Source organism: Flavobacterium aestuarii (genome assembly GCF_040049115.1).
Taxonomy (GTDB): domain Bacteria; phylum Bacteroidota; class Bacteroidia; order Flavobacteriales; family Flavobacteriaceae; genus Flavobacterium; species Flavobacterium aestuarii.
Genome location: NZ_JBDLZZ010000004.1, coordinates 1 through 23141 on the forward strand (window position 1 = coordinate 1; position 23141 = coordinate 23141).

Below are 23141 nucleotides of genomic sequence, written 5' to 3' on the forward strand. Positions count from 1 at the left end.
TCTCCTTGAAAGCTTTGTCATAAATTTTGCGCACTTGTTTCATAAGTTAAAAGTAAGATTTATTCTTAACTTTTTGTACTCGCTAAGTTAGCATGTCCAGTATGCGTGGTGATGGAGATGAGGCTATGGGTAAAGGTACTAACATTAGTTTATTGGAAAACATAGTAAAAGAGCAACGTCAAATTATTTCTCAAGTAACCGGAAAAGCACCTAATGCTACTCCACAGGTATGGGCATTATATAAAGAAGTTCAGGATTATTATGATGAAGGTATGCGTGTGCCTGATGATGTAATTTTACTTTTTTGCGATGATAATTGGGGCAATGTGCGCAAACTTCCCGATCTAACTAAACCATTACATAAAGGAGGATACGGAATGTATTATCATTTTGATTATGTGGGAGGGCCACGAAATTCAAAATGGATTAACATAAGTCCGATACAAAGAGTCTGGGAACAAATGAATCTGAGCTACGAACACGGCGTGGATAAAGTTTGGGTTGTCAATGTTGGGGACTTAAAACCAATGGAGTTTCCAATCAACTTTTTTTTAGATATGGCATGGAATCCTAAGAAATTTAATTCTCAAAATTTATTTGATTTTACTGAGCGGTGGGCTGCAGAGCAGTTTGGGAAAAAATATTCCAAAGACATTGCCGGATTTCTAAATACATATCCAAAGTTTAATCGTCGTGTGACCCCTGAAATGCTTGATAGTCAAACGTACAGTCTGGAAAATTATAATGAATTTCAAACGGTGGTGAATGATTATAAAAACCTTGCATTGGATGCATATAGGGTTTATAATGAAATGCCAAAGGAATATAAAGACGCTTATTTTCAATTAGTACTATATCCAATAGATGCCTGCAGTAATTTGTACGAAATGTATTTTGCACAAGCTAAAAATAAAATACTTTCTCAGCAAAAAGATATTGAAGCAAACTATTATGCAGATTTAGTAAAAAGTAAATTCGAACGAGATTCCGTTCTTCAATATAAATATAATAATGAGATATCTGGCGGGAAGTGGGTTCATATGATGGATCAGATGCGTATTGGCTACAAGAATTGGCATGATTTGCCTAAAAATATACTACCTGAAACCAAATATGTTGCTGAATCCGAGAAAATTGAGCCAAAAGTTTTCGTCGAAAAAGACGGCTATGTGTCCATTGAAGCCGAACATTTTTCGGCAGTTAGTGATGTAAAAAGAATCCGCTGGGGAGTTATTCCTAATTTTGGAAAAACAAAAGGCGGTATTACCACTTTTCCTCAGAATCTTTATCCCGATCCAAAGGAAAATGTTTTTGTGGAGTATGAAATTGACTTTACTTCAACTGGTGAGTTTAATATAGAACTTCTTCTAGCACCGACCCTCAATTTTAATAGTAATAAAGGGCTTCGTTATGAAATTTCTTTTGACGGTGGTATCCCGCAGATAGTAAATTTTAATGGGAAATATAGAGGAGAATTAGGAAAATGGCAGGCAGAACATATTATTAAATCTGCAACCAAACACAGCATTTTAAAATCTGGAAAACATACACTGCGCATCCGAACATTAGATCCGGGAATTGTATTGGAAAAAATACTTATAGACTGCGGCGGATTAAAACCTTCTTATTTGGGGGCTCCAGAAAGTAATAGGATTTTCCTGAAGAACTTTTAATGAAATATTATTATTTATTTGATGGAATACCTAATGTAAATTATGTAGCAAAATTAAGGCATTATTTACTCCACCCTTTGTTAACCTCAGGTTGCACATTAGACATAAATCACACTAATTAGCACAAATTTTATTTTGGCTATTAAAAGAAACTGCAGTAATCTGCGACTTGAGCAATCAATGTTATTAGGATTAAGACTTTTTACTAGATTTTATCTAAATAAAATTCTCATAAGTAGCGAAGACGCAAAGAAATCCAATTTTATCTTTGCGTCCTTGTGAGAATAGCTACATCCTTAACTGAATGATATTGCCCGATCGACACCGAACAGGCGAAGCAAATCTTCATAAAAAAAAACTATAAAATCCTAATGTTGGTTTTGGGATAAATCGAACTGCTTTTTAGATATGCTTTTTACTTAAAAAAATCAGATATCTATAAAAAATGTATATCCAATCTTACCTCTTTCATTCTTAACAGCACCCGTTTTCTCTTGTAAAATCCGGGGAAATGACATTCTTTTTTGCTATGTAACACATTTTTATCCTTTATGTAACGTAGTGTAAAGCATCTGTAACGTAAAGATAGTTGATATCTGTTTTTAAAAAATACTTTTGAATCCTGTAATTTTTTTATCGATATGATAGTAATTCAGGATTTATTTTCTTATCCCACAATTATATTGTTAAATCGTGAGTGTAAATATATTGAGCGATATTCCTGTTGTTTCTAAAGACTGATTTATCAGAACAATATTTTTTTAAAATGAAGAAATAGAATCAAATACTTAAACTTTAAAACGAATGCTACAGTGAACAAATTATAATTTAAAAAAAACACCAAACAATTAACCAAGAATTTAAAAACCATTATGACCAAAATTTTATTTTTTCGGAAAACCGTTTTAAGGGCTGATTCTTTTAAACGGCCTTTAATTCTCAAATCATATGCGGACTATAAAAGCACTATGAAGCATAATCGATTCAATGATCTTTTACTTACCAACTGGAGTCTTGATGTACGCAATTTTTTCAAGACAATTTTTCATCCAGAAATTCAAATGATTTTACTTAAACAGCTGCAAGTTTGAATATGACATTGTAATGATCAGTCGGACTAGAAAATGAATTCATTATCAATTTTCGGCTGGGAAGAATATAAAATTAGTTTAATCAAATCTGTATCTGTTTGTCAAATTTTTGATAACCGAATAAAGTATAGATCAAGTTCAAAATATTTAAGTAAGATGAAAATAAAAATATCTAAAATTCTAAACGGAGCTAAGTACCTGCCTTTAGGAGTTTTGTTGCAGTTTTTGTTTATCACGCAACAATCTGCGGCAGCGAATGATTTCTCTGGTGTACGATACGTTGTAAACAATAACAGCGAACAGCAAATTACAGTTACAGGGAAGGTAACATCCTCAGAAGACGGCCACGGTGTGCCAGGAACTACAATTACAGTAAAAGGGAATAGCAAGTTAAGTGTTACCACTGATTTTGATGGAAGGTATAAAATTAATGTGCCCTCAGATGCTGTTTTGGTATTCAGCTTCGTTGGGTTTAAAACTGTTGAAAGACAAGTAGGCAGCAACACTGAAATAAACGTAGTATTAACTCCTGAAAAAACAGCCTTAGATGAGGTTATCGTCGTTGGGTACGGAAAACAGAAAAAAGCAAGTTTAGTAGCTGCAATTACTCAGGTTTCTGGCAAAGTGCTTGAGCGAGCTGGTGGGGTTCAAAGCATTGGAGCTGCATTGACTGGGAATGTACCTGGTTTAATTACCTCGGCCAGTTCTGGAATGCCGGGAGAGGAAGATCCCCAGCTTTTTATACGTGGTGCAAGTACATGGAATAATGCACAACCTCTTATTCTAGTTGACGGCGTAGAGAGACCAATCAATAGTGTTGAGATTAGTTCGGTAGAATCTGTTTCGGTATTAAAAGATGCATCGGCTACCGCGGTTTATGGAGTTAGAGGAGCAAATGGAGTAATACTTATTACAACTAAACGAGGTCAATCTGGTAAGGCATTGATAAGGACTACTTTCAATACTACTGTGAAAACACTTTCTAAATTGCCTGCTAAGCTAGATTCCTATGACGGATTAATGGTTAAAAACAGTGTCATCGAAAACGAGCTGGCATTAAGTCCATCGAGCTGGGCAGATTATGTTCCACAGGCTATTATTAATAAGTACAGATATCCAGCAAATGTAGAAGAATCTGAGCGCTATCCTAATGTAGACTGGCAGAATGCTTTATTTAATGACTATGCGATGTCTTATAATGCGAGTTTAAACGTAAGTGGAGGAACTAAAGCGGTAAAATATTTTGCAACCGCTGATTTTTTAAGTGAAGGGGATATGTTTAAAAAATATAATAATAACAGAGGATATGACCCAGGATATGGTTATAATCGTCTGAATGTTAGGAGTAATTTAGATTACCAAGTTACCCCTAGTACAGTGTTTAAAGTAGGTTTGGCCGGTTCTCGTGGTATCAAGAAAAGTCCTTGGGGAGCTTCCGGAGGTGAATATACTATGTGGGATGCAGCATATTCAACTGCTCCAGATGTTTTCCTGCCTTATTATGAGGATGGTTCCTGGGGGTATTATGCGCCAAATCAAGGGAAAGCATCAAATTCGGTAAGGAATCTTGCAATAAGCGGTATTCAATATGTGACTACAACAAGACTTAACACAGATTTTACGCTTGAACAAAGTTTTGATAAATGGGTAAAAGGGCTAAGCTTTAAAGGAATGGTTGCCTTAGATAATTCATTTGTAGAAGGGGACAGAGGTATAACTGATTTATATAATGATGTACAACAAAAGTATATTGATCCAGCTACCGGTGTGGCCCTTTTCAGCAAAACTTATGATTCTAATAACAGGTTTGATTTTCAGGAAGGTGTAAAATGGAGTACTACCGGAGGATCTGTGCGAGATTGGAATACTTACCGTAAACTTTTTTATCAGTTACAGTTAAATTATCAAACAAAAATTGCCGATAATCATCATATAACAGCACTGGGGCTTTTTAGTAGGGATCAGCAGGCTATGGGAAGCGAGATTCCTCATTATAGAGAAGACTGGGTATTCCGTACGACATATAATTATGCCGATAAATATTTTATAGAATATAATGGTGCTTACAATGGATCTGAAAAGTTTAGCAAGGAGAATCGTTTTGCATTTTTCTCTTCTGGTGGTTTAAGCTGGATTGTTTCCAAAGAAAATTTTATGAAGAGTACGGAATCATTCCTTGATTTATTAAAGATTAGAGCTACGTATGGAGAGATTGGTGATGATAATATTAATGGCAGATTTCTTTATCAATCCCAATGGGCATACGGTGGTAATTCGGTTTTAGGAACAACTGGTGAGGCTGCAGAGGCAAGTCCTTATACTTGGTATAAACAAGCAACTGTTGGTAATGAAGATGTACACTGGGAGAAAGCAAAGAAAAGTGACATAGGTGCTGATTTTTCTTTCTTTAAAGGATTTGTTACAGGTACTTTTGATTATTATCAAGAAGACCGTACCGATATTTTATTAAATGGTTCCAGCAGAGCAATACCGTCTTATTATGGTGCGGTAGCACCTGTTGCCAATTTAGGTGAAGTTAAAAATAAAGGATATGAATTGGAATTAAGGTTCAGTCATACTTTTGGGAATGGCTTGAATTTATGGTGGACAACTAATTTTACCCATGCAAAAAATAAAATTATAAGTGCTGATAACCCTGAATTACTGCCAGATTATCAAAAAAGCGAGGGATTTTCTATTGGCCAGGCTCATTCGTATGTAAGTCAGGGGTACTACAATACCTGGGATGAGTTATACGCCAGTACCATTCATAGTACAAATGATGCAGCAAAACTTCCGGGTAATTACAACATCTTAGATTATAACGGTGACGGGGTTATTGATTCTAAGGATAATATCCCTTTTGGCTATACCGGTACTCCACAAAATACTTATAATAATACTGTTGGTCTTAATTGGAAAGGTTTCAGTGCGTTTGTGCAGTTTTATGGTGTAAATAATGTAACCAGACAAGTGGTGCTTACCAGTTTATCCGGTCAGAACCATGTTGTGTATGATCAAGGATCCTACTGGTCAAAAGATGATACGAATGCAGATCAGCCAGTTCCAAGATGGCTTGCAACAGCCAGCGAATATAACAACGGGAGCAGATACATGTATGACGGGTCCTACCTTCGTCTGAAAAATGCTGAGATCGCTTATACTTTCGATAAAAAAGCGAATTGGATAAAATCGTCAGGACTCCAGAGCATTCGATTTTATTTAAATGGAAATAATTTGTTTTTATGGTCTAATATGCCCGATGATAGAGAAGCAAATTATGCTGGAACGGGTTGGGCATCACAAGGTGCTTATCCAACTGTAAAAAGGTTCAATTTGGGGGCTAACATTATATTCTAAAATTACAACTATGAAGAATTATATTAAAATAATAGCGCAGTACAGCTTAATTGTAGGCTTACTTTTACTTTCAGGATCCTGTAATGATTATCTAGAAAAATCTCCGGAGTCAGATATAGCACCCGAAGAGGCTTTCAAAAATTTTGAAAATTTTCAAGGATTCACTGAGGAATTGTACCAATGTATTCCAGATTTCACAAATGGTTATTGGACAAATTCATGGAATTGGGGAGAAGATGAAATTCAGTCTACAGCCCGTGATTTTCACTTTATATGTAAGATTGATAAAGGAGATTTTTGGGGCTGGCAATCTGAATATGATGGCTGGCAGGCAGGATGGATGAACCGTAGAAATGTGTCAACAAAAGACCCTCAAGGGAATGAGCGTATGACAAAAGATTTGTGGACATTAGGCTGGGCAGGTATTCGTAAGGCAAATATTGGTCTTGCAAATATTGATAAAATGACTGAATATACCCAAGAAGAAAAGGATTTAATCAAAGGACAGTTACTGTTTTTTAGAGGATGGTTTCATTTCGAGTTTATGCAGTATTTTGGTGGTCTTCCCTATATTGACGAAGTACTTCCTAGTGATAAGCCTCTTAAACTGCCAAGATTGAGCTACCAAGCATGTGCCGACAAAGCTGCTGCCGATTTCAGAGCCGCTGCAGATTTGCTTCCTGTTAATTGGGACAATACAACTACAGGAAAAAGAACATTAGGAAAGAATGAGCTTCGTATCAATAAAATAATGGCTCTTGGATATTTAGGTAAAAATTATCTATGGGCAGGAAGTCCATTGATGAATAAAGTATCTACAGGAAATGCTACTTATAATGCGGAGTATTGTAAAAAAGCCGCTGCAGCTTTTGCAGAATTACTGACTATTACTGAAAGTGGCACGTCCCAATATAAATTAATGCCGTTTACAAAATATAGTGATAATTTTTATACAACCGGAAGTAACTGGAAAATGCCAGGAGGTACTGAAGCTATTTTTAGAGGACCTTACTGGGGAGCAAACGGTTCCAACTGGGGTACTTCTAAACAGTATCAGCCAGCACCTCAAATATGTGACGGGGATGTGAAATTTCTTCCTACAGCTAATTATGTAGATAATTACGGTATGGCAAATGGAAAACCAATTAAAGACATAACTCAGGCAGATCCAGATTCAGGATATGATCCAAGATATCCTTGGAAAGGCCGTGATCCTCGTTTTTACAATGATATTGTATATGATGGTGTAAAATGCGTTTCGGGTACTATTCCGGCTGCTGAAGAAAGCAATCGTTATGCAAATCTATACACTAAGGGTAGCTACCGAAACATAAGTACAGGAAGCAGAACGGGTTATTTACTTTATAAGTTTATTCCAAGAAGTGCCAATAAGTTTGATGGTGGATTTGACTATGGAAACAACCTAAACATTCACCTTCCTTGGATGCGTTTGTCTGATATCTATATTATGTATGCAGAAGCTGCCGCTCAGGGTTACGGCTCAGCTACAGGAAAAGATCCAAAATATACAGGAACTGCCATAGATGCTATAAATGTAATTCGTGACAGGGCAGGGGTTGGACACGTAGCGGCAGAGTACTTAGGTTCATTAGATTCTTTTATGAGTGAAGTTAGACGTGAACGTGCAGTGGAGTTGAGTTTTGAAGGACACCGTTTTAATGATTTACGCCGTTGGTTACTGTTTATTCAAAAACCATATACTATTAAAAAATCTATAGAATTTGATCGTGCTTCTACATTTGATGCAACAAAACCAAGTGAAAATAGAGTCATTAATATTCGTGAGGAAGTGATTTTGGAGAGAAATTTTAGCGAAAAGCATTATTGGCTTCCGTTAAAAAATGCAGATGTAAATATGTATTTGGAATTTTCACAAAATCCTGGGTGGTAATAAAAATGATTTTTTTAAAAATTTAAAAATAAAATTATAGAATAATGAGATATATACAACTTAAAATAGTGTTATGTTTTGTGCTATTTGCTTTCTCATCTGCCGACATTTTCGCTCAAATTGATCAGAAAATATTTTTGTCCGGAATTGTTATGGAAGCAGAAGGGAAACCACTTGAGAATGCAGCTATTGTCAGTAAAAAAGATAATATTTCAATAGTTACTGACAAGACCGGGAGCTACTCAATAAATGTAACAGCAAATACAGATTTAGAGTTTAGTGCTGCAGGTTATACTACCCTTGTAATAAAAGCAACAACAGGTATAGATGACATCAATTTAAACAAAGAAAATTCAAATTTAGTTCAGGTTGCTTTCAAGAAAGAAGAAAGCAGGGATTTAATAGGAGGGGTCTCTTTTGTAAATCTACCTGAAATATTAGAAAAAAACTATACAACTTATAGTTTGGATGGTATTCAGGCACTTGTTGGAGGTTACAATGGCAATATTTGGGGAATGAGTGGGTATTTAGTTTTAGTTGATGGTGTTCCCCGTGATGCCAGTACAGTAATATCTACTGAAGTTGAACAAATCACTTTCCTAAAAGGAGTTTCTGCGGTTGCACTTTATGGGAGCCGTGCTGCAAAAGGGGTAATTTATATTACAACGAAAAAAGGGAAAGTACAAAAACAGCAAATTACGACAAGATTTGATAATGGAGTATTTGTTCCTAAGAGCCTTCCAAAATATTTAGGTTCTGCAGAATATATGCATTATTATAATCAAGCCCGTGTTAATGATGGTTTAGATCCAACATATTCTGATGAAACTATTTATAATTATGCAGCAGGTAAAAATCCATACAGATATGCTAATGTTAATTATTATTCACCAAAATACGTTAAAGAGTTTTATTTTAATTATGATGCAAATGTTGAGATAACGGGAGGAAATAAATCGGCACGATATTATACAGTTGTTAATTTTTCGTCACAGCAAGATCCTTTACAAAGTTTTGGAGAGGCGGAAAAAAATAACAATAATAGATTTAATGTAAGAGGAAATGTTGATCTTCAAATTAATGACCGCTTTTCAGCAACAATTGGGGCAAATGCTATTTATAGTAATTCCAGAAGAGTAAATGCAGATTACTGGGCTAGCGCTGCTACTCTGCGACCTTATTTATATAGTCCATTAGTACCGATCAGCATGATTGAACCAAGTGATGCTGCATCAATGGCTCTTGTAAAAAACAGTAATTATATAGTTGATGGGCAATATTTATTAGGCGGTACACAGCTTAATCCTACCAATCCTTTTGCATCTATATATGCCGGAGGTCACAACACTTTTACAAGCCGTCAGTTCCAGTTCAATACTGGTATTAATGTTAAGTTAGGCGATGTTATCGATGGACTGACATTTCATACTGATTTTGCAGTTGATTATTCTAATTCGTATAATCAAGCTTATAATAACAGTTATGCAACTTATGAAGCATCTTGGAATAACTATGCAGGTATAGACCAGATTACTTCGTTGACGAAGTATGGAAAAGATTCAAAAACTGGTATTGAGAACATCAGTGGGAGCTCCCTTTCTCAAACGGTTGCATTTTCCGGACAGTTTAATTATGTGAAAAAAATAAATGATCAGCATAATTTATCAGCAATGCTTATTGGATCAGGATTTCAACAAAGTCTGTCTGGTGTTTATCATAAAACAAGCAATGCTAATTTAGGATTGAATTTATCTTACAATTTCAATCAGAAATACTATGCAGAATTTAATGGTGCCTTTGTGCATTCAGCAAAATTTGCAGAAGGTAACCGTGAAGGATTTTCTCCTACAATGACTTTGGGATGGAAATTATCTGAAGAAGATTTTTTGAAAGACGTGACAGCTGTTAATAATTTAAAATTAAGTGTATCAGGAGGTGTTTTAAATACAGATCTAGATGTGTCTAATTATTTTTTATACGAAAGTATATATAGCCAGACAGACGGACAGTGGTTCAGCTGGAGAGACGGTGCTCTTAACAGAAGTACAGATGCAAGACGAGGTGAAAATTTAGATTTAGGTTTTTCAAAAAGAAATGAGCTGAATGTTGGATTAGAAGGAGCTTTCTTTAAGAACTTTATAACTTTAAATACTAACTTTTTTGTTAATGAAGTGACAGGTAATATTATTCAGCCTTCAACTTTGTATCCAAATTATTTCGTTACGGATTTCCCTAACACTTCATTCCTGCCATATATTAATTATAATGATGATAAGCGTATTGGTTTTGATTTTGATTTAAGATTTAATAAAAAAGTTGGAAGTGTTGATTTAGCACTTGGATTTACTGGTACTTATGTAGATACTGAAGCAACAAAGAGAGCCGAATTGTATGATGACAGTTATCAAAACAGACAAGGAAAACCTTTAGATGCACTTTGGGGACTTAAAAGTGATGGTTTCTTTATGAATGCACTAGATATTGCTAATTCACCTTCTCAAACTTTTGGGCAGGTTAAGCCAGGAGATATTAAATATATAGATCAGAATGGCGATGGCATTATCGACAATAAAGATGAAGTCTATCTGGGTAAAGCAGGGTGGAACGGAGCTCCGTTTACATTTGGTGTTAATTTTACTGCTAAGTGGAATAATTTTACATTCTTTACAATTTTCACAGGACAAACAGGTGGTTATGCTATGAAAAACAGCTCATATTTCTGGATGGATGGTGAAGACAAGTATTCAATTAATGTGCGTGACAGCTGGACAGAAGAGACTAAAGAAACAGCGACTTATCCAAGGTTAACTTCATTAAGTAGTGATAATAATTTCCGTTCGTCAGATTTTTGGATGTATAGTACTGATAGGGTAAATCTTTCTAAAGTACAGCTTACCTATGACTTTCCAAAAAAGATGCTTCAAAAAACTTTTTTTAATGGACTTAGTGTTTATGCACTTGGATCTAATCTGTTAACTATATCTCAGAACAGAGATGTTATGGAATTAACAGTCGGAAGTGCACCACAAACCAGATATTATAATCTTGGTGTTAAAGCATTATTTTAAATTTAAAACACACACTTTAATTTAATTATTATGAAAATAAAAATATTAATTTTTATATCCGCTCTGTTTGTTTTTTGCGGCTGTGATGATTTGATTGATCCGGCAATAGAAAACAATAGAGGGCTTGACGATATGTATGCCGAAGCAGAATATGCACAGGGAATTCTTCTTAATGCCTATACAAGACTGCCTGGAAATAGCTGGTCATTTAATGATGTGGCAACAGATGATGCTGTAACAAATAATATAACAAGTAGTTACCTTAAGATAGCGACAGGTCAGTGGACTTCAAATTTTAATCCATTAGATCAATGGTCAAATTCAAGATCAGCCATCCAGTATTTGAATATTTTTCTTTCTGAAGCCGGTAAAGTGAAATGGGCAAAAGATGAAAAAGTAAGTCTTTTGTTTAGAGATCGTTTGATGGGAGAAGCTTATGGATTAAGAGCTTTATATATGTATTATTTATTGCAAGCTCATGGAGGTACAGCGACTAATGATCAGTTATTAGGAGTGCCAGTGTTATTGGAGCCAGAAACTGCAAATTCAAATTTCAATGTGGCGCGTTCCTCTTTTGAAGATTGTATGAAACAATTGTACAGTGATGTAAAAAAAGCTACTGAATTACTGCCATTAGATTTTGAAGATGCTTCAACATTGCCGCCAGGTTACGATAATTTAAGCGATTATAATCGTGTTTTTGGTCAATATGCGAGACAAAGAATGTCTTCCAGAATTGCACAAGTGGTAAGGGCACAAGCGGCCTTATTAGCGGCTAGTCCTGCTTTCAGCGCTGGAAATACAACAACTTGGGAGGATGCTGCCAAATATGCGGGAGAATTGCTTAAGCTAAATGGTGGAGTTTCCGGGATAGCTCCTAACGGATTGAATTGGTATAGTGATGTTACTGAGTTAAGCGGTTTAGGTGCAGGAATAAACCCTCCTGAAGTTCTTTGGAGAGGAGACATTGGTGATAGTAATAGTTTAGAAAAGGATAATTTTCCTCCAACTCTTTTTGGAAATGGGCGTGTCAATCCAACTCAAAATTTAGTTGATGCTTTCCCAATGGCAAATGGTTATCCTATTAATGCAGCTGGCAGTAATTATGATCCAACAAAGCCTTATGATAACCGTGATCCTCGTTTGAAAAAATTTATTTTAGTAAACCAATCAACAGCAGGAGTGAGCAATTCTGTAATTACTACGGCTAGTGATGGCACTACAAATGATGCATTAAATAAAGTGGGTACATCAACCCGTACGGGCTACTATATGAGAAAATTATTGAGACAGGATGTGAATTTAAATCCAACTTCAATTAATAATCAGAGACATTATAAACCACGTATGAGATATACAGAATTGTATCTTATTTATGCTGAAGCTGCAAATGAGGCTTGGGGACCAACAGCAACAGGAACAATAGGATTTTCTGCCTATGATGTTATTAAGGCTTTAAGAAAAAGAGCTGGAATAATACAGCCTGATCCTTACCTGGAATCGATTAAAGCTGATAAAACTGAAATGCGTAACCTAATTAGAAATGAGCGCCGTTTGGAATTATGTTTTGAAGGATTCAGATTTTGGGATTTACGCAGATGGAATTCAAATTTAAATGTCTCTGCAGATGGGGATAAGATTCAAGGAGGTGTTCATCAGAGAATTACTGTTGAAAGCAGACTTTATAAAGACTATATGAAATTTGGGCCAATTCCATACTCAGAAACGCTGAAGTTTAATGCTTTACTGCAAAATAAGGGATGGTAGAACATTAAGATTCAACTTAATGTATTATGAAATTTAATAATAAAGAAAATGAAAAACAAAATATTTTTATTGCTAACGGCTGTATTGGTCTCTTTGGTTTCATGTACGAATCAAGATGCAGAGTTTGATAATTTTGATCATCAGTCGGTTTATTTTGCATATCAATACCCTGTCAGAACTATAACATTGGGAGAAGACATATTTGACACTACTTTGGACAATCAACACAAGTGTAAAATAATGGGGACATTAGGCGGTGTTTATAGCAATGATAAAGATGTAACTATTGATATTGCTATTGCAAATTCATTGCCTGCCGGTTTCTTATTTAATGCTGGCGGAAGTGATATTGTTGCTATGCCAAGCAATTATTACACGCTTTCAAGCAATCAGATTGTAATTCCAAAAGGTCAGATTACAGGAGGTGTTGAGGTGCAATTGTCTGATGCTTTTTTTGCCGATCCTCTGTCGGTAAAAAATACCTATGTTATTCCTCTTGAAATGAAAAAAGTAGTGAATGCAGATACTATTCTTTCTGGAAAAGCTCTAGTGCCTAATCCTCTAAAACTATTAAGTACAGACTGGAGTGTTGCACCCAAAGATTATGTTTTATATGCTGTAAAATATGTAAATCCTTGGGACGGAAATTATTTAAGAAGAGGAAAAGATGTCATTGTTGGAAATAATGGAAATACGGCTCTTAATAAAACAGTAGTCAGACACAGTACTTATGTAGAAGGAGATCAGGTTTCCAAAATAAATACTGTATCATTAAATACAATTGATTTTCCAGTTGTTGTCAAAGATGCCTATGGGGTTAATATTAATTTCAATCTGAAACTTACATTTGATAACGAAAATAAATGTATAGTATCGGGAAGCAGTGCATCGTTTACAGCAAGCGGAACAGGTAAGTTTGTGAAAAAAGGAGAAAAAAATAGTTGGGGAAGCAAAGACAGGGATGCCATTTACCTTGATTATAAAGTGAATTTCCAAGATTTTAATTTAACTACAAAAGACACGCTTGTATTACGTGATAGAGGTGTAACTGCAGCTGTTTATAGTCCAGTTAAAAAATAATACCATTTAGAATAAAAAAAAACAATCCTATCTCCCCCTCTCATTTGGAGAGGGTTGGGGAGAGGTAAAAACTATTTTACATTTATAAATGGTATAATTGAAAATTTTATTAAAATTTAAAAATTAAAGAAGATGAATAAATTATACAAAATATCGCTATTGTCTTCAATTTTGATGATGGCTGCATCCTGTACAAATGATAATGCTTTAAAGTACGATTATGACAAGCCTGCCAGCGTTGCCAATCAGGAAGAAATTAATGCTTATTCGGATTTAAAAAGCTACATAGATAGAACTGCTAGTCCTAATTTTAAATTAGGTGCTGGAATTTCTTTAAATGATTATGTAACTAAAAGTTTAATGTATCGATTAGTTAACAAGAATTTTGATGAGATTACTTTGGGCTATGAAATGAAACACGGTGCAATAGTACAGGCAGATGGGAGTCTTGCTCTTGATAATGTCAATAAATTGCTAACCACAGCAAAAGAAGCTAATGTTTCTGTTTTTGGCCATACACTTTGTTGGCATGCAAATCAAAATGCAACTTATCTTAAAAAACTAATTGCGCCAGATATCCTATCTTCAACCGGTCCAGGTTGGGATGTGATAACTGCAAATGATTTTGAGACTGCTGATGCATCCAACTATCAGTATAATTCTAATATAACAGCATCGTTTACAGCTACAGGACAGGGTGCTAAGGGAGTAGGAAGAGCTCTTAAATTAACAAATGCCAGTGTTCGTACTAATGAATGGGATGCACAATTTTACGTAAAGTTTTCTCCGGGGGTACAAGTAGGCGAAAAATATAGACTTACGATGGATATTCGTGCCGATGCTCCAGCATCTTCTCCTACACAGGCACAATTAAATCCTGGAGGTTATAAGCATTGGGATTTTTTTGGAAATCTTTCTTATACTACAACCTGGACGACTTATATTAAAGAGATTACTGTTACAACCGAAATGGCAACTTGTAATACAATCGCCTTTAATCTTGGAAAAACGGCCACTAGTTTTTATTATGACAATCTCAAGATAGAAAAGTACAGCGCAACGGGAAGTGTTCAGACAAAGGATAAAACACCGGAGCAAAAGAAAGCTATTATTGGTGATGCATTGGATAAGTGGATCACAGGGATGGTAAAAAACTGTGCTCCATATGTTACTGCATGGGATGTTGTTAATGAGCCAATGGATGATGGAAAACCATATGAATTAAAAACAGGTGTGGGCAAATTAAATATGGCTGGAGATGAATTCTACTGGCAAGATTATCTAGGGAAAGATTATGCTGTTGAGGCGTTTAGGCTTGCCAGAAAAAGTGGTAATCCAACGGATAAATTGTTCATCAATGACTACAATCTTGAATATAGCACGGATAAATGTAAAGGTCTTATCCAATATGCAAGTTATATTGAAAGTAAAGGACAAAAAGTTGATGGAATTGGGACTCAAATGCATATTGGCATTAATGCTGACAAAGATAAAATCAATACAATGTTCCAATTGCTGGCTGCAACAGGTAAACTTATAAAAGTTTCAGAACTAGATGTTGCTGCTGGACTTAAGCCTACAGAGGCTGATCTTAAAAAGCAAGCAGAAATGTATAAATATGTGGTGGATATGTATGTGAAATACATTCCTGCAAATCAGAGATACGGAATCACTGCTTGGGGATTAACGGACAGTAAATCTGATTCTACGTGGCTGCCAGGTCAGAATCAAGGTTTGTGGACTCTTAATTATAACCGTAAGCCTTCTTATTCAAGCTTTGCTGAAGGACTTAAGGGAGTGAAATAATAGAAATATGAAATTCAATTTATTATTTACAGGAATAATTTTGCTTGCATTTTTAAGTTGTGGAACGGATGATAATCCTGTAAAGGAAACATCTCCAGTTGAGGCTGCGGTATCGTGGCCTCAAAAAACTCCACAGCTAAAAGTGGAAGGTAAGTTTTTGAAAGATCCATGTGGCAACACAGTTAATTTACATGGAGTAGCAATAACACCAAGTCCTTGGTTTAATGGTGGTGCTGTAGGTGAATGGCGCTGGAATAATTATGATGTTGCAGGTTGCTTGCAATATAATAATGCTATAATGGATAAATTATCTGATGCAAAACAAGGTTGGTATCTTAATTATGTAAGATTGCATATAGATCCTTATTGGACTAACAATTTAGGAGTCTCTGGAATATCTGAGAATGATATTTCTCAATTTAATTTTGATAGATTTAAAGAAGCGATTGATAAAGTCATTTTGCCACTTATTGCACATGCAAAGACAAGAGGAATGTATGTTATTTTACGTCCACCAGGCGTTTGCCCAGATCAAATAGCGGTCGGTGGAGCTTATCATGATTATCTAAAATTAGTTTGGGATTATTTGTCGAAACATCCATCGTTGAAAAATGCTGACAATGTAATGTTCGAACTAGCTAATGAACCAATAAAAATTAAGTTGACCGATGGTTCAGTTGGTGCAAATACTCAAGCTCATTTTGATCAATTAAAATTATTTTTCCAACCAATTGTTAATATGATTAGGACTAATGGAGCCAATAATATTCTTTGGATCCCAGGTTCAGGTTGGCAGTCTCAGTACAAAGGTTATGCCGTCAATCCAATTGAAGGGGCAAATATTGGTTATTCGGTTCATATCTATCCGGGATACTGGGGTAAAGATAATAATGATCCTATGGTTTTTAGGGCAAATTGGAATGAAAACATTAAGCCAGTTGCCGATATCGCACCCATCGCAGTTACAGAAATTGATTGGGCTCCTGAACAATATCCAGTATGGGGTAAAGGTGGTGTTACCGGAAAAGCTGGTCAAAGGGGGTTTGGTGCTAATTTTAAAGTTTTGGTCGATGAGTCTGGAAATGTAAGTTGGAATTTATTGTCTCCAGAAAATCTTATCGATAAAGGGGCTTTGAATGGTGGTATTGCTTACAATAGTGATCCCGAGGCTTGTGCGTACCCTGTTCATAATTGGTTTTATGAATACGCAAAAAAATCAGTCATCTGTAATTCTGTCAAATAACCCGATTTTATTTATCTAATAAGTATTGATTTGGGTATACAGAGTTGATATTATCAAATTGAATTAATTGTGCTTTTATATATAAATCAATTAATTGGTTAGTTTAAATTAGTTTTTACACAGAAGGCTGTCCGAAAAGTATTTTTCGGGCAGTTTTCGTTTTACAGAATGTTTGGATACGGTATTTTGCCCCAGAATCCGCATTAGACTTCGTCGCGAAACTGAATTGTTCAATAAAAACAAAAGCTCACAGACTATTTTTAAAGAAGGAATACTTTTGTCTTTCGATTTTAAAAATAGGAGTAAGTTCTTGGTTTTGAAGAAGAATTTAGATGTAGCAGATTTCTAATGTGGAATCTGGGTTTAAGCAATAGAAATATTTAGAAATGCTAAATAGTATATTCTACATTGCTTTCAGAGGATTAGATTCGTAATTCTCTTTTGCAATATAATACAATTAAGTTTTTCTTTAATTTATAAAAATTAAGATTGGCGATAATTTTGATTAAATGGCATCTTGTTGTTGAACACAATTATTTTTCTTGAGATGCTCTTCCATATATGTTTTTGGAGAAACTCCATAAAACTCTTTAAAGCTCGTTGAAAATTTTGATGTATTGGAAAAGCCCACAAGATAGGCCACTTCAGAAATGTTAGTCTGTTTTGAGGCTAACAATTCACCTGCTTGCTTTAACCTTATGTTACGAATCAAATCTCGTGATGATTGATTTGTGAGTTCTTTTAATTTTCTATGTAAATGGACACGGCTGATACCAATTTCAGCAGCAATCATTTCTACATTCAGACTAGTATTATTTAGGTTATTATTGATAAAATGCATTATTTTTTGAATAAGTTTTTCATCGACAGATTCCATTGTTATTTTTTTTATTTTGTCGTCTTGTCCTTGATTACCACTATAATTATTTTTTAATAAGTCCCTTGTTCGAATGAGATTAAGTGCCGTTTTTTTCAATATTTCCATATTGAATGGTTTAGTGATATATGCATCTGCACCAATATTAAGACCTTCTAATTGATCGTGCTCATGCGATTTTGCAGTTAATAAAATAACGGGAATGTGATTCAGGTTAATATTTTTCTTCACTTTTCTACAAAATGTGACTCCATCCATTTTAGGCATTTTTACATCACTGATAATCAAATCCAGAGGTTCTTTTAGAACTATATCTAGAGCGTCTTTTCCATTAGGGCTGGTAAGTACCTTGTAATGAGTTGATAATTCTTTATAGATATACTCTCTAATTTCCTCATTGTCATCAACAACCAATACTTTTCTCTTACTGGTGATATTATTAATGTGTAATTTATTTTGCTCTTCAAATGTAATAGTTTCTATATTGGACTCGAAAGAATCATTTTCAGTTTCTTGAACTTCTGACATTGTTCCTTCTTTTATAAGTTCTTTTTGAATAGGTAGGTTAATAATAAATCGACATCCAGGGGCATCAGTATTGTTTTCGGCTGAGATACTTCCGTTATGGAGTTCAACGATGGATCTCGTTATGTGTAAACCGATACCGGTACCTTCTGTATATTGAGCTTTATTTTGTTTAACTTGATAAAACCTGTCAAATATTCTTGATAATTCCTTCTCAGCCATGCCTATTCCATTGTCGGCAATTGTAATGATAAAATTAGACTCATGCTCATCTATGAAAACATCAACCTTTCCTTCATTATGAACAAACTTAATGGCATTGGAAAGTACATTTTGTATTATACGGTCAAAATATTTCGGATCTACACCAGCGTATAAATTTGGCTTTTGATAATGTAATTCTAATTGGATATTTTTTGCTTGAATCTGATCTTCGAACAAAAGACAAAGTTCTTCAATGGAAGCAATAATATCTGTTTTTTCAAAATGTAATGAAATTTGCCCCAGATCAATTTTACGAACATCCATTACCTGATTGACCAGCTGCAGGATTTTTTCAGAATTACGATGCATTACCCTATACGATTTCTGCCTTGAGGCATCATGATCTGTATTCATTAATTTTAGAAGAGGATTGATAACTAATGAAATAGGCGATTTTATATCATGTGAAATGTTGGTCAAAAACTGAAGTTTAGCTTCATTTACCTTCTTGTTTTGCAAATGTTCCTGTAATTTTATTTTAGTCAATTTTCTTTGGTTAATCTGCTGTCTAGTAACATATGCTGCACCAAAAAATAGTGCCCAATAAAACAATTTTGCCCATATTGAAAAATACCATGCAGGATGAACAGTTATTGTCAATTGGCGAATATTTGAATACTTGCCATAGACTTCTGCTTTTACCTTAAAATTATAAGTTCCAGGTTCAAGATTGTTAAATGTGACGTTGTTTATGCCTTGCTGTAGTTTATTCCATTTGTTATTTTCTAAAGAGTAAAAGTAAGTTATATGCTTTTGATTATTAAAATCCATAGTAGAGAATTCAATGCTGAAAGAATTGTCTTGATGTCCCAAATCGACTGTTTTGGCATCGATAAGTGCACTGTTTACTATCTCAAACTGGTCAGATTTCATCCCCTTCTTTACCGATTTGTTCTGAATATAAAAGCCAGTTATATAGACATTAGTGCTTTTCTCATTGTATTTTATCATTTCAGGATCAAAATAGGTTACACCTTTCATTCCTCCGAAAATAATCTGTCCTTTATTGTCTTGAAAAGAAGCATTTTTACTGAACTCATTTCCTTGAATTCCATCATTAAAATTGAAATTGAAAAATTTCTTGCTTCGCGGATTGAATCTCGATATCCCGCTGTTTGTACTGATCCATAAATTTCCGCTTCTGTCTTCCTGTATCGCAGAAATTATATTGCTGGGTAAATTATTATCAGTAGTATAAATAATGGGTTCTCCTTTTTTTGGCTGGTAAATAAGTCCTTCTGATGAACCAATCCATAAATTTCCGAGTTTATCCTCATGTAAGTCGTATACTATTTTTTTAGGAAATGTATGGTTTTGTGAACCTTTTTTTATGTAAGTCTTGGTTTTTAGATCCATGCAGTAGAGTCCGTCATAAGTCCCAATATAAAGCTTATTGTTTTGGGCAGGTAAAACACAGTTCACACACCAATTTCCTAAGATATTAGTTCTGTCTTTTGAGTTTGAATTATAGTTAACTACTTTATGGGTAGTAAGATCCATACAATATAGGCCAGAGCCCAGAGTACCTATCCATAGTTGTTTATTCTGATCTTCGACTATACTGTAAATGTTTTCTACGGGTTTATTTTCTTTACTTAAAATAGTATTTATGAACTGAAATTCGTTATTACTTCGATTAAGTTTTGCCAACCCATGCAGGTAAGTGCCTATCCATAAATCATCATTTGAATCTTCAAAAATGGACATAATTGCCAGTCTGTTGAAGCCATTTTTTTCAAAGGTGTAGTGGTACTGTTTTTTGTTTTTATCTGTAATGCCATAGAGACCACCACCATCAGTTCCTACCCACAAAATTCCTTTTCTGTCTCGGAATACAGACATAACGCAGCTTGAGCCAATGATGTTATTGTTTACGGACTGGTATCCTATATAGTTAAAATTGTTTTCTTTGGGAGGAATCTGCAGCACTCCTTTTTGATATAGTCCCATCCATAAATTTCCTGCCCGGTCTTTAAGGATAGAATGAACTTTCGACATTGAAAAATCAAAATTGGCAACATTAAAGTTAACGACCGAAAGTTTCTTTTTCTCAGTATCATAATTATACAATCCCATACCGTCAGTCCCCACCAGTATTTGATTGTTCTTAACCAAAAATAATTTTTTAATAGGGAGCGATATTGAGTTTGTAAATGATTCAAATTTCTGTTCAGATTTGTTGTAAATAAAAAGGCCGTTGATAAGCGTACCTAAAAATAGGTTTCCTTTTTTATCTTCACAAATACTGGTAATGTTGGTCAAATGATCTTTTAAAAGAAAAAATTGTTTTAAGTTATTATGGCTGTCAATCCTCCAAAGTCCTCTGTCCTGAGTTAAAATCCATAAATTTTGTTTTTTGTCTTCATAAAGGTCATGAATCATAGTGGTAGGAATCCGGATATTCATATGATTTGCAACTAGGGTCTTTTTTTTAGAATCAATTTTAAAAATACCATAGCCTGAAGATCCTACTAAAATGTCACCATTTTTTCGTTGTATCATACAGCTCACATGAGGACTAAATTTTGTATTGGCATTATCAGTCATCGGAACGTCAGTAAAAGAATCCGTTGCATGATTATAGATTTGAAGGCCATCGATAAAACCAAAAAATAAATTTTTGTTTTTGTCTTCAAAAATTGATTTTATGTAGTTATTATGAACAGTTCCGGCATTGTTTTTACTGCGTTTGTAGATAACAAACTTTGCTCCATCATAACGATTTAAACCATCTTCGGTAGCAATCCAAATATATCCCTTACTGTCTTGGTACATAGAATTTATCAAACTACTTGATAATTGCGAATCTGAAGTGTATAATATTCCTGATTGGGATTGCACCCGAGAAGAAATCAGCAGTGATATGATTATTATTATTTTAAAGATTTTCATGAAATATAACATTTAAGAAAAATTGTGATCTAAAAAATGAAAGTCCTCTTGAAAACTATTTGCGGAAGACAAATTATAAAATGATGTATATAGAAATCTGTAAGCGTACTAAAGTGTTTGTAAAAAAAGAACAACCCTATGCAATTCCCAAAATGAATTGAATTAAAAAATATCCCATTTTGAATTCTTTCAATAGGTTGTCATCTTTGATAATAAAGTTAAACCTATTCGGAATAGTTTACTTTTCTCTTAAAGAAAAGTGTAATGGACTTTTATATATTCCAGTACTATAAGCGTGATAAATTACTTTAATGAGAATAATACTTTGATTGTTCTTATATATAGTCTAATTGACTACAATTTTAAGAGATATATTTTATATCAGCAAATTTTTCTTAAATATTTGGTTCTTTTTTATTGTATTTGATGCGGAATTATAGTGTTATAATTTAATTTTTATTAATAAAACTGTAAAAACGATCAATAATATTTAATTTTATTCAATAAATGTAAAAAATACACTTAATATATATGGTAACTTTGTTTTTTATTGATAATTGTGTAATTTTTTTTTAAAGATTTTTTTAGATGTAATTTCTGTTTAAAACTACGGTGTCCATGTTTTATTTTTGTATTATCAAAAGTTGAATCGATAGATTGCAAATGAGAATATTGGTTTACTGTTAGAATTCGAAACTGAATCCTTTTTTAGTTAGTTTTTCGTAAATTTCAGTATCAAATTCATAAAGCTGTGCGGCCCTGTATTTTGTATTCAACTGTTTCTCTGGAAGGGTTTTGAGTAATTTCATATTCAGGAACTTACGTCTAAAGTTGGGCTTGTCCATTTCGTATCCTAAAATTTCTTCATACAAACGCATAAGTTCAAGTAAAGTAAATTTTTTTGGAAGTAATGAAAAACCTATAGGTGCTTTTTTAACTTTTTTTCGAAGTTTTTTAAGAGCATACTCCAGTATTTGACCGTGATCGAAAGCTAATTCAGGTATCTCTTTAATGTTGTACCATTTTGCGTCAGAGATGTTGCCGCCTGCTGTGATGTTGTAATCTGTGCGTTTGATTACGGCATAATACCCAATAGTGATAATCCGTGCTGTAGGATAGCGGTTTGGTGCACCGAAAGCTTTTAGCTGTTTAAGATAGATTTTATCAAGTCCGGTAATTTTTTTGAGTAGTCTGTGGGCGGCGCCTTTTATATGTTCTTTCTCAGTAATCCATCCGCCGGGAAGCCCCCATTGACCCATTGAAACTCCTTCGCCATGCTGTACAAGAAGTATTTTAAGGCTTCCGTTGTCATAGCCAAATACTGCACAGTCAATAGTAATGTCTCGCATTACCCAAGTAGTTTCATTTCTATTAAACTTTTTGTTTTTTTTGTTTTCTGTCACAATAAGAACTTTTTTTATAAAATAAAATCTGTTGCACTATAATTTATAAGGCAAAAATATTAAAAAACACACTATATATTGTCACTATGACTATATTAATATTGAGATTAGGTCTTTTTTTTGCTGAAAATGTAATAATTGTGTAAATAACACTTATTTTATTTGAGATTTAAAAAAATG

The 23141-nt window shown here is 34.2% G+C and carries 10 protein-coding genes; 8 read left to right on the forward strand and 2 right to left on the reverse strand.

Annotation, left to right across the window (positions count from 1 at the left end; genetic code table 11):
- Positions 1 to 92 precede the first annotated feature (92 nt).
- The 8 genes from ABEG11_RS05065 (at position 93) to ABEG11_RS05100 (ending at position 17000) form a co-directional block, all read left to right on the forward strand.
- Positions 93 to 1673 (forward strand): glycosyl hydrolase 115 family protein, encoded by a 1581-nt coding sequence (locus ABEG11_RS05065; protein ID WP_348823118.1) that lies wholly within the window; start codon positions 93 to 95, stop codon positions 1671 to 1673.
- A gap of 1247 nt (positions 1674 to 2920) precedes the next feature.
- On the forward strand, positions 2921 to 6124 hold the full coding sequence (locus ABEG11_RS05070; RefSeq protein ID WP_348823119.1) for a SusC/RagA family TonB-linked outer membrane protein: 3204 nt from the start codon (positions 2921 to 2923) through the stop codon (positions 6122 to 6124).
- 10 nt (positions 6125 to 6134) lie between these two features.
- Entirely contained in the window at positions 6135 to 8036 is a 1902-nt protein-coding gene (locus tag ABEG11_RS05075; protein WP_348823120.1) for a RagB/SusD family nutrient uptake outer membrane protein, read from the forward strand.
- Between the two features lie 44 nt (positions 8037 to 8080).
- Positions 8081 to 11104, forward strand: a complete 3024-nt coding sequence (locus tag ABEG11_RS05080) for a SusC/RagA family TonB-linked outer membrane protein (RefSeq protein ID WP_348823121.1) — start codon at positions 8081 to 8083, stop codon at positions 11102 to 11104.
- Positions 11105 to 11134: 30 nt separating this feature from the next.
- On the forward strand, positions 11135 to 12871 hold the full coding sequence (locus tag ABEG11_RS05085; protein ID WP_348823122.1) for a RagB/SusD family nutrient uptake outer membrane protein: 1737 nt from the start codon (positions 11135 to 11137) through the stop codon (positions 12869 to 12871).
- Positions 12872 to 12919: 48 nt separating this feature from the next.
- Positions 12920 to 13951 (forward strand): DUF5627 domain-containing protein, encoded by a 1032-nt coding sequence (locus ABEG11_RS05090; protein WP_348823123.1) that lies wholly within the window; start codon positions 12920 to 12922, stop codon positions 13949 to 13951.
- Between the two features lie 132 nt (positions 13952 to 14083).
- Positions 14084 to 15757 (forward strand): endo-1,4-beta-xylanase, encoded by a 1674-nt coding sequence (locus ABEG11_RS05095; RefSeq protein WP_348823124.1) that lies wholly within the window; start codon positions 14084 to 14086, stop codon positions 15755 to 15757.
- A gap of 7 nt (positions 15758 to 15764) precedes the next feature.
- On the forward strand, positions 15765 to 17000 hold the full coding sequence (locus ABEG11_RS05100) for a cellulase family glycosylhydrolase (protein ID WP_348823125.1): 1236 nt from the start codon (positions 15765 to 15767) through the stop codon (positions 16998 to 17000).
- A gap of 505 nt (positions 17001 to 17505) precedes the next feature.
- Here ABEG11_RS05100 and ABEG11_RS05105 read toward each other — a convergent pair.
- Entirely contained in the window at positions 17506 to 21558 is a 4053-nt protein-coding gene (locus tag ABEG11_RS05105; RefSeq protein WP_348823126.1) for a hybrid sensor histidine kinase/response regulator transcription factor, read from the reverse strand.
- A 683-nt stretch (positions 21559 to 22241) separates the two neighbouring features.
- Positions 22242 to 22907, reverse strand: a complete 666-nt coding sequence (locus tag ABEG11_RS05110) for an NUDIX hydrolase (RefSeq protein ID WP_348823361.1) — start codon at positions 22905 to 22907, stop codon at positions 22242 to 22244.
- Positions 22908 to 23141 lie beyond the last annotated feature (234 nt).

Coding starts and splice junctions, on each gene's coding strand:
- ABEG11_RS05065 (WP_348823118.1), top strand. CDS start 93: ATGTCCAGTATGCGTGGTGATGGAGATGAGGCTATGGGTAAAGGTACT.
- ABEG11_RS05070 (WP_348823119.1), top strand. CDS start 2,921: ATGAAAATAAAAATATCTAAAATTCTAAACGGAGCTAAGTACCTGCCT.
- ABEG11_RS05075 (WP_348823120.1), top strand. CDS start 6,135: ATGAAGAATTATATTAAAATAATAGCGCAGTACAGCTTAATTGTAGGC.
- ABEG11_RS05080 (WP_348823121.1), top strand. CDS start 8,081: ATGAGATATATACAACTTAAAATAGTGTTATGTTTTGTGCTATTTGCT.
- ABEG11_RS05085 (WP_348823122.1), top strand. CDS start 11,135: ATGAAAATAAAAATATTAATTTTTATATCCGCTCTGTTTGTTTTTTGC.
- ABEG11_RS05090 (WP_348823123.1), top strand. CDS start 12,920: ATGAAAAACAAAATATTTTTATTGCTAACGGCTGTATTGGTCTCTTTG.
- ABEG11_RS05095 (WP_348823124.1), top strand. CDS start 14,084: ATGAATAAATTATACAAAATATCGCTATTGTCTTCAATTTTGATGATG.
- ABEG11_RS05100 (WP_348823125.1), top strand. CDS start 15,765: ATGAAATTCAATTTATTATTTACAGGAATAATTTTGCTTGCATTTTTA.
- ABEG11_RS05105 (WP_348823126.1), bottom strand. CDS start 21,558: ATGAAAATCTTTAAAATAATAATAATCATATCACTGCTGATTTCTTCT.
- ABEG11_RS05110 (WP_348823361.1), bottom strand. CDS start 22,907: ATGCGAGACATTACTATTGACTGTGCAGTATTTGGCTATGACAACGGA.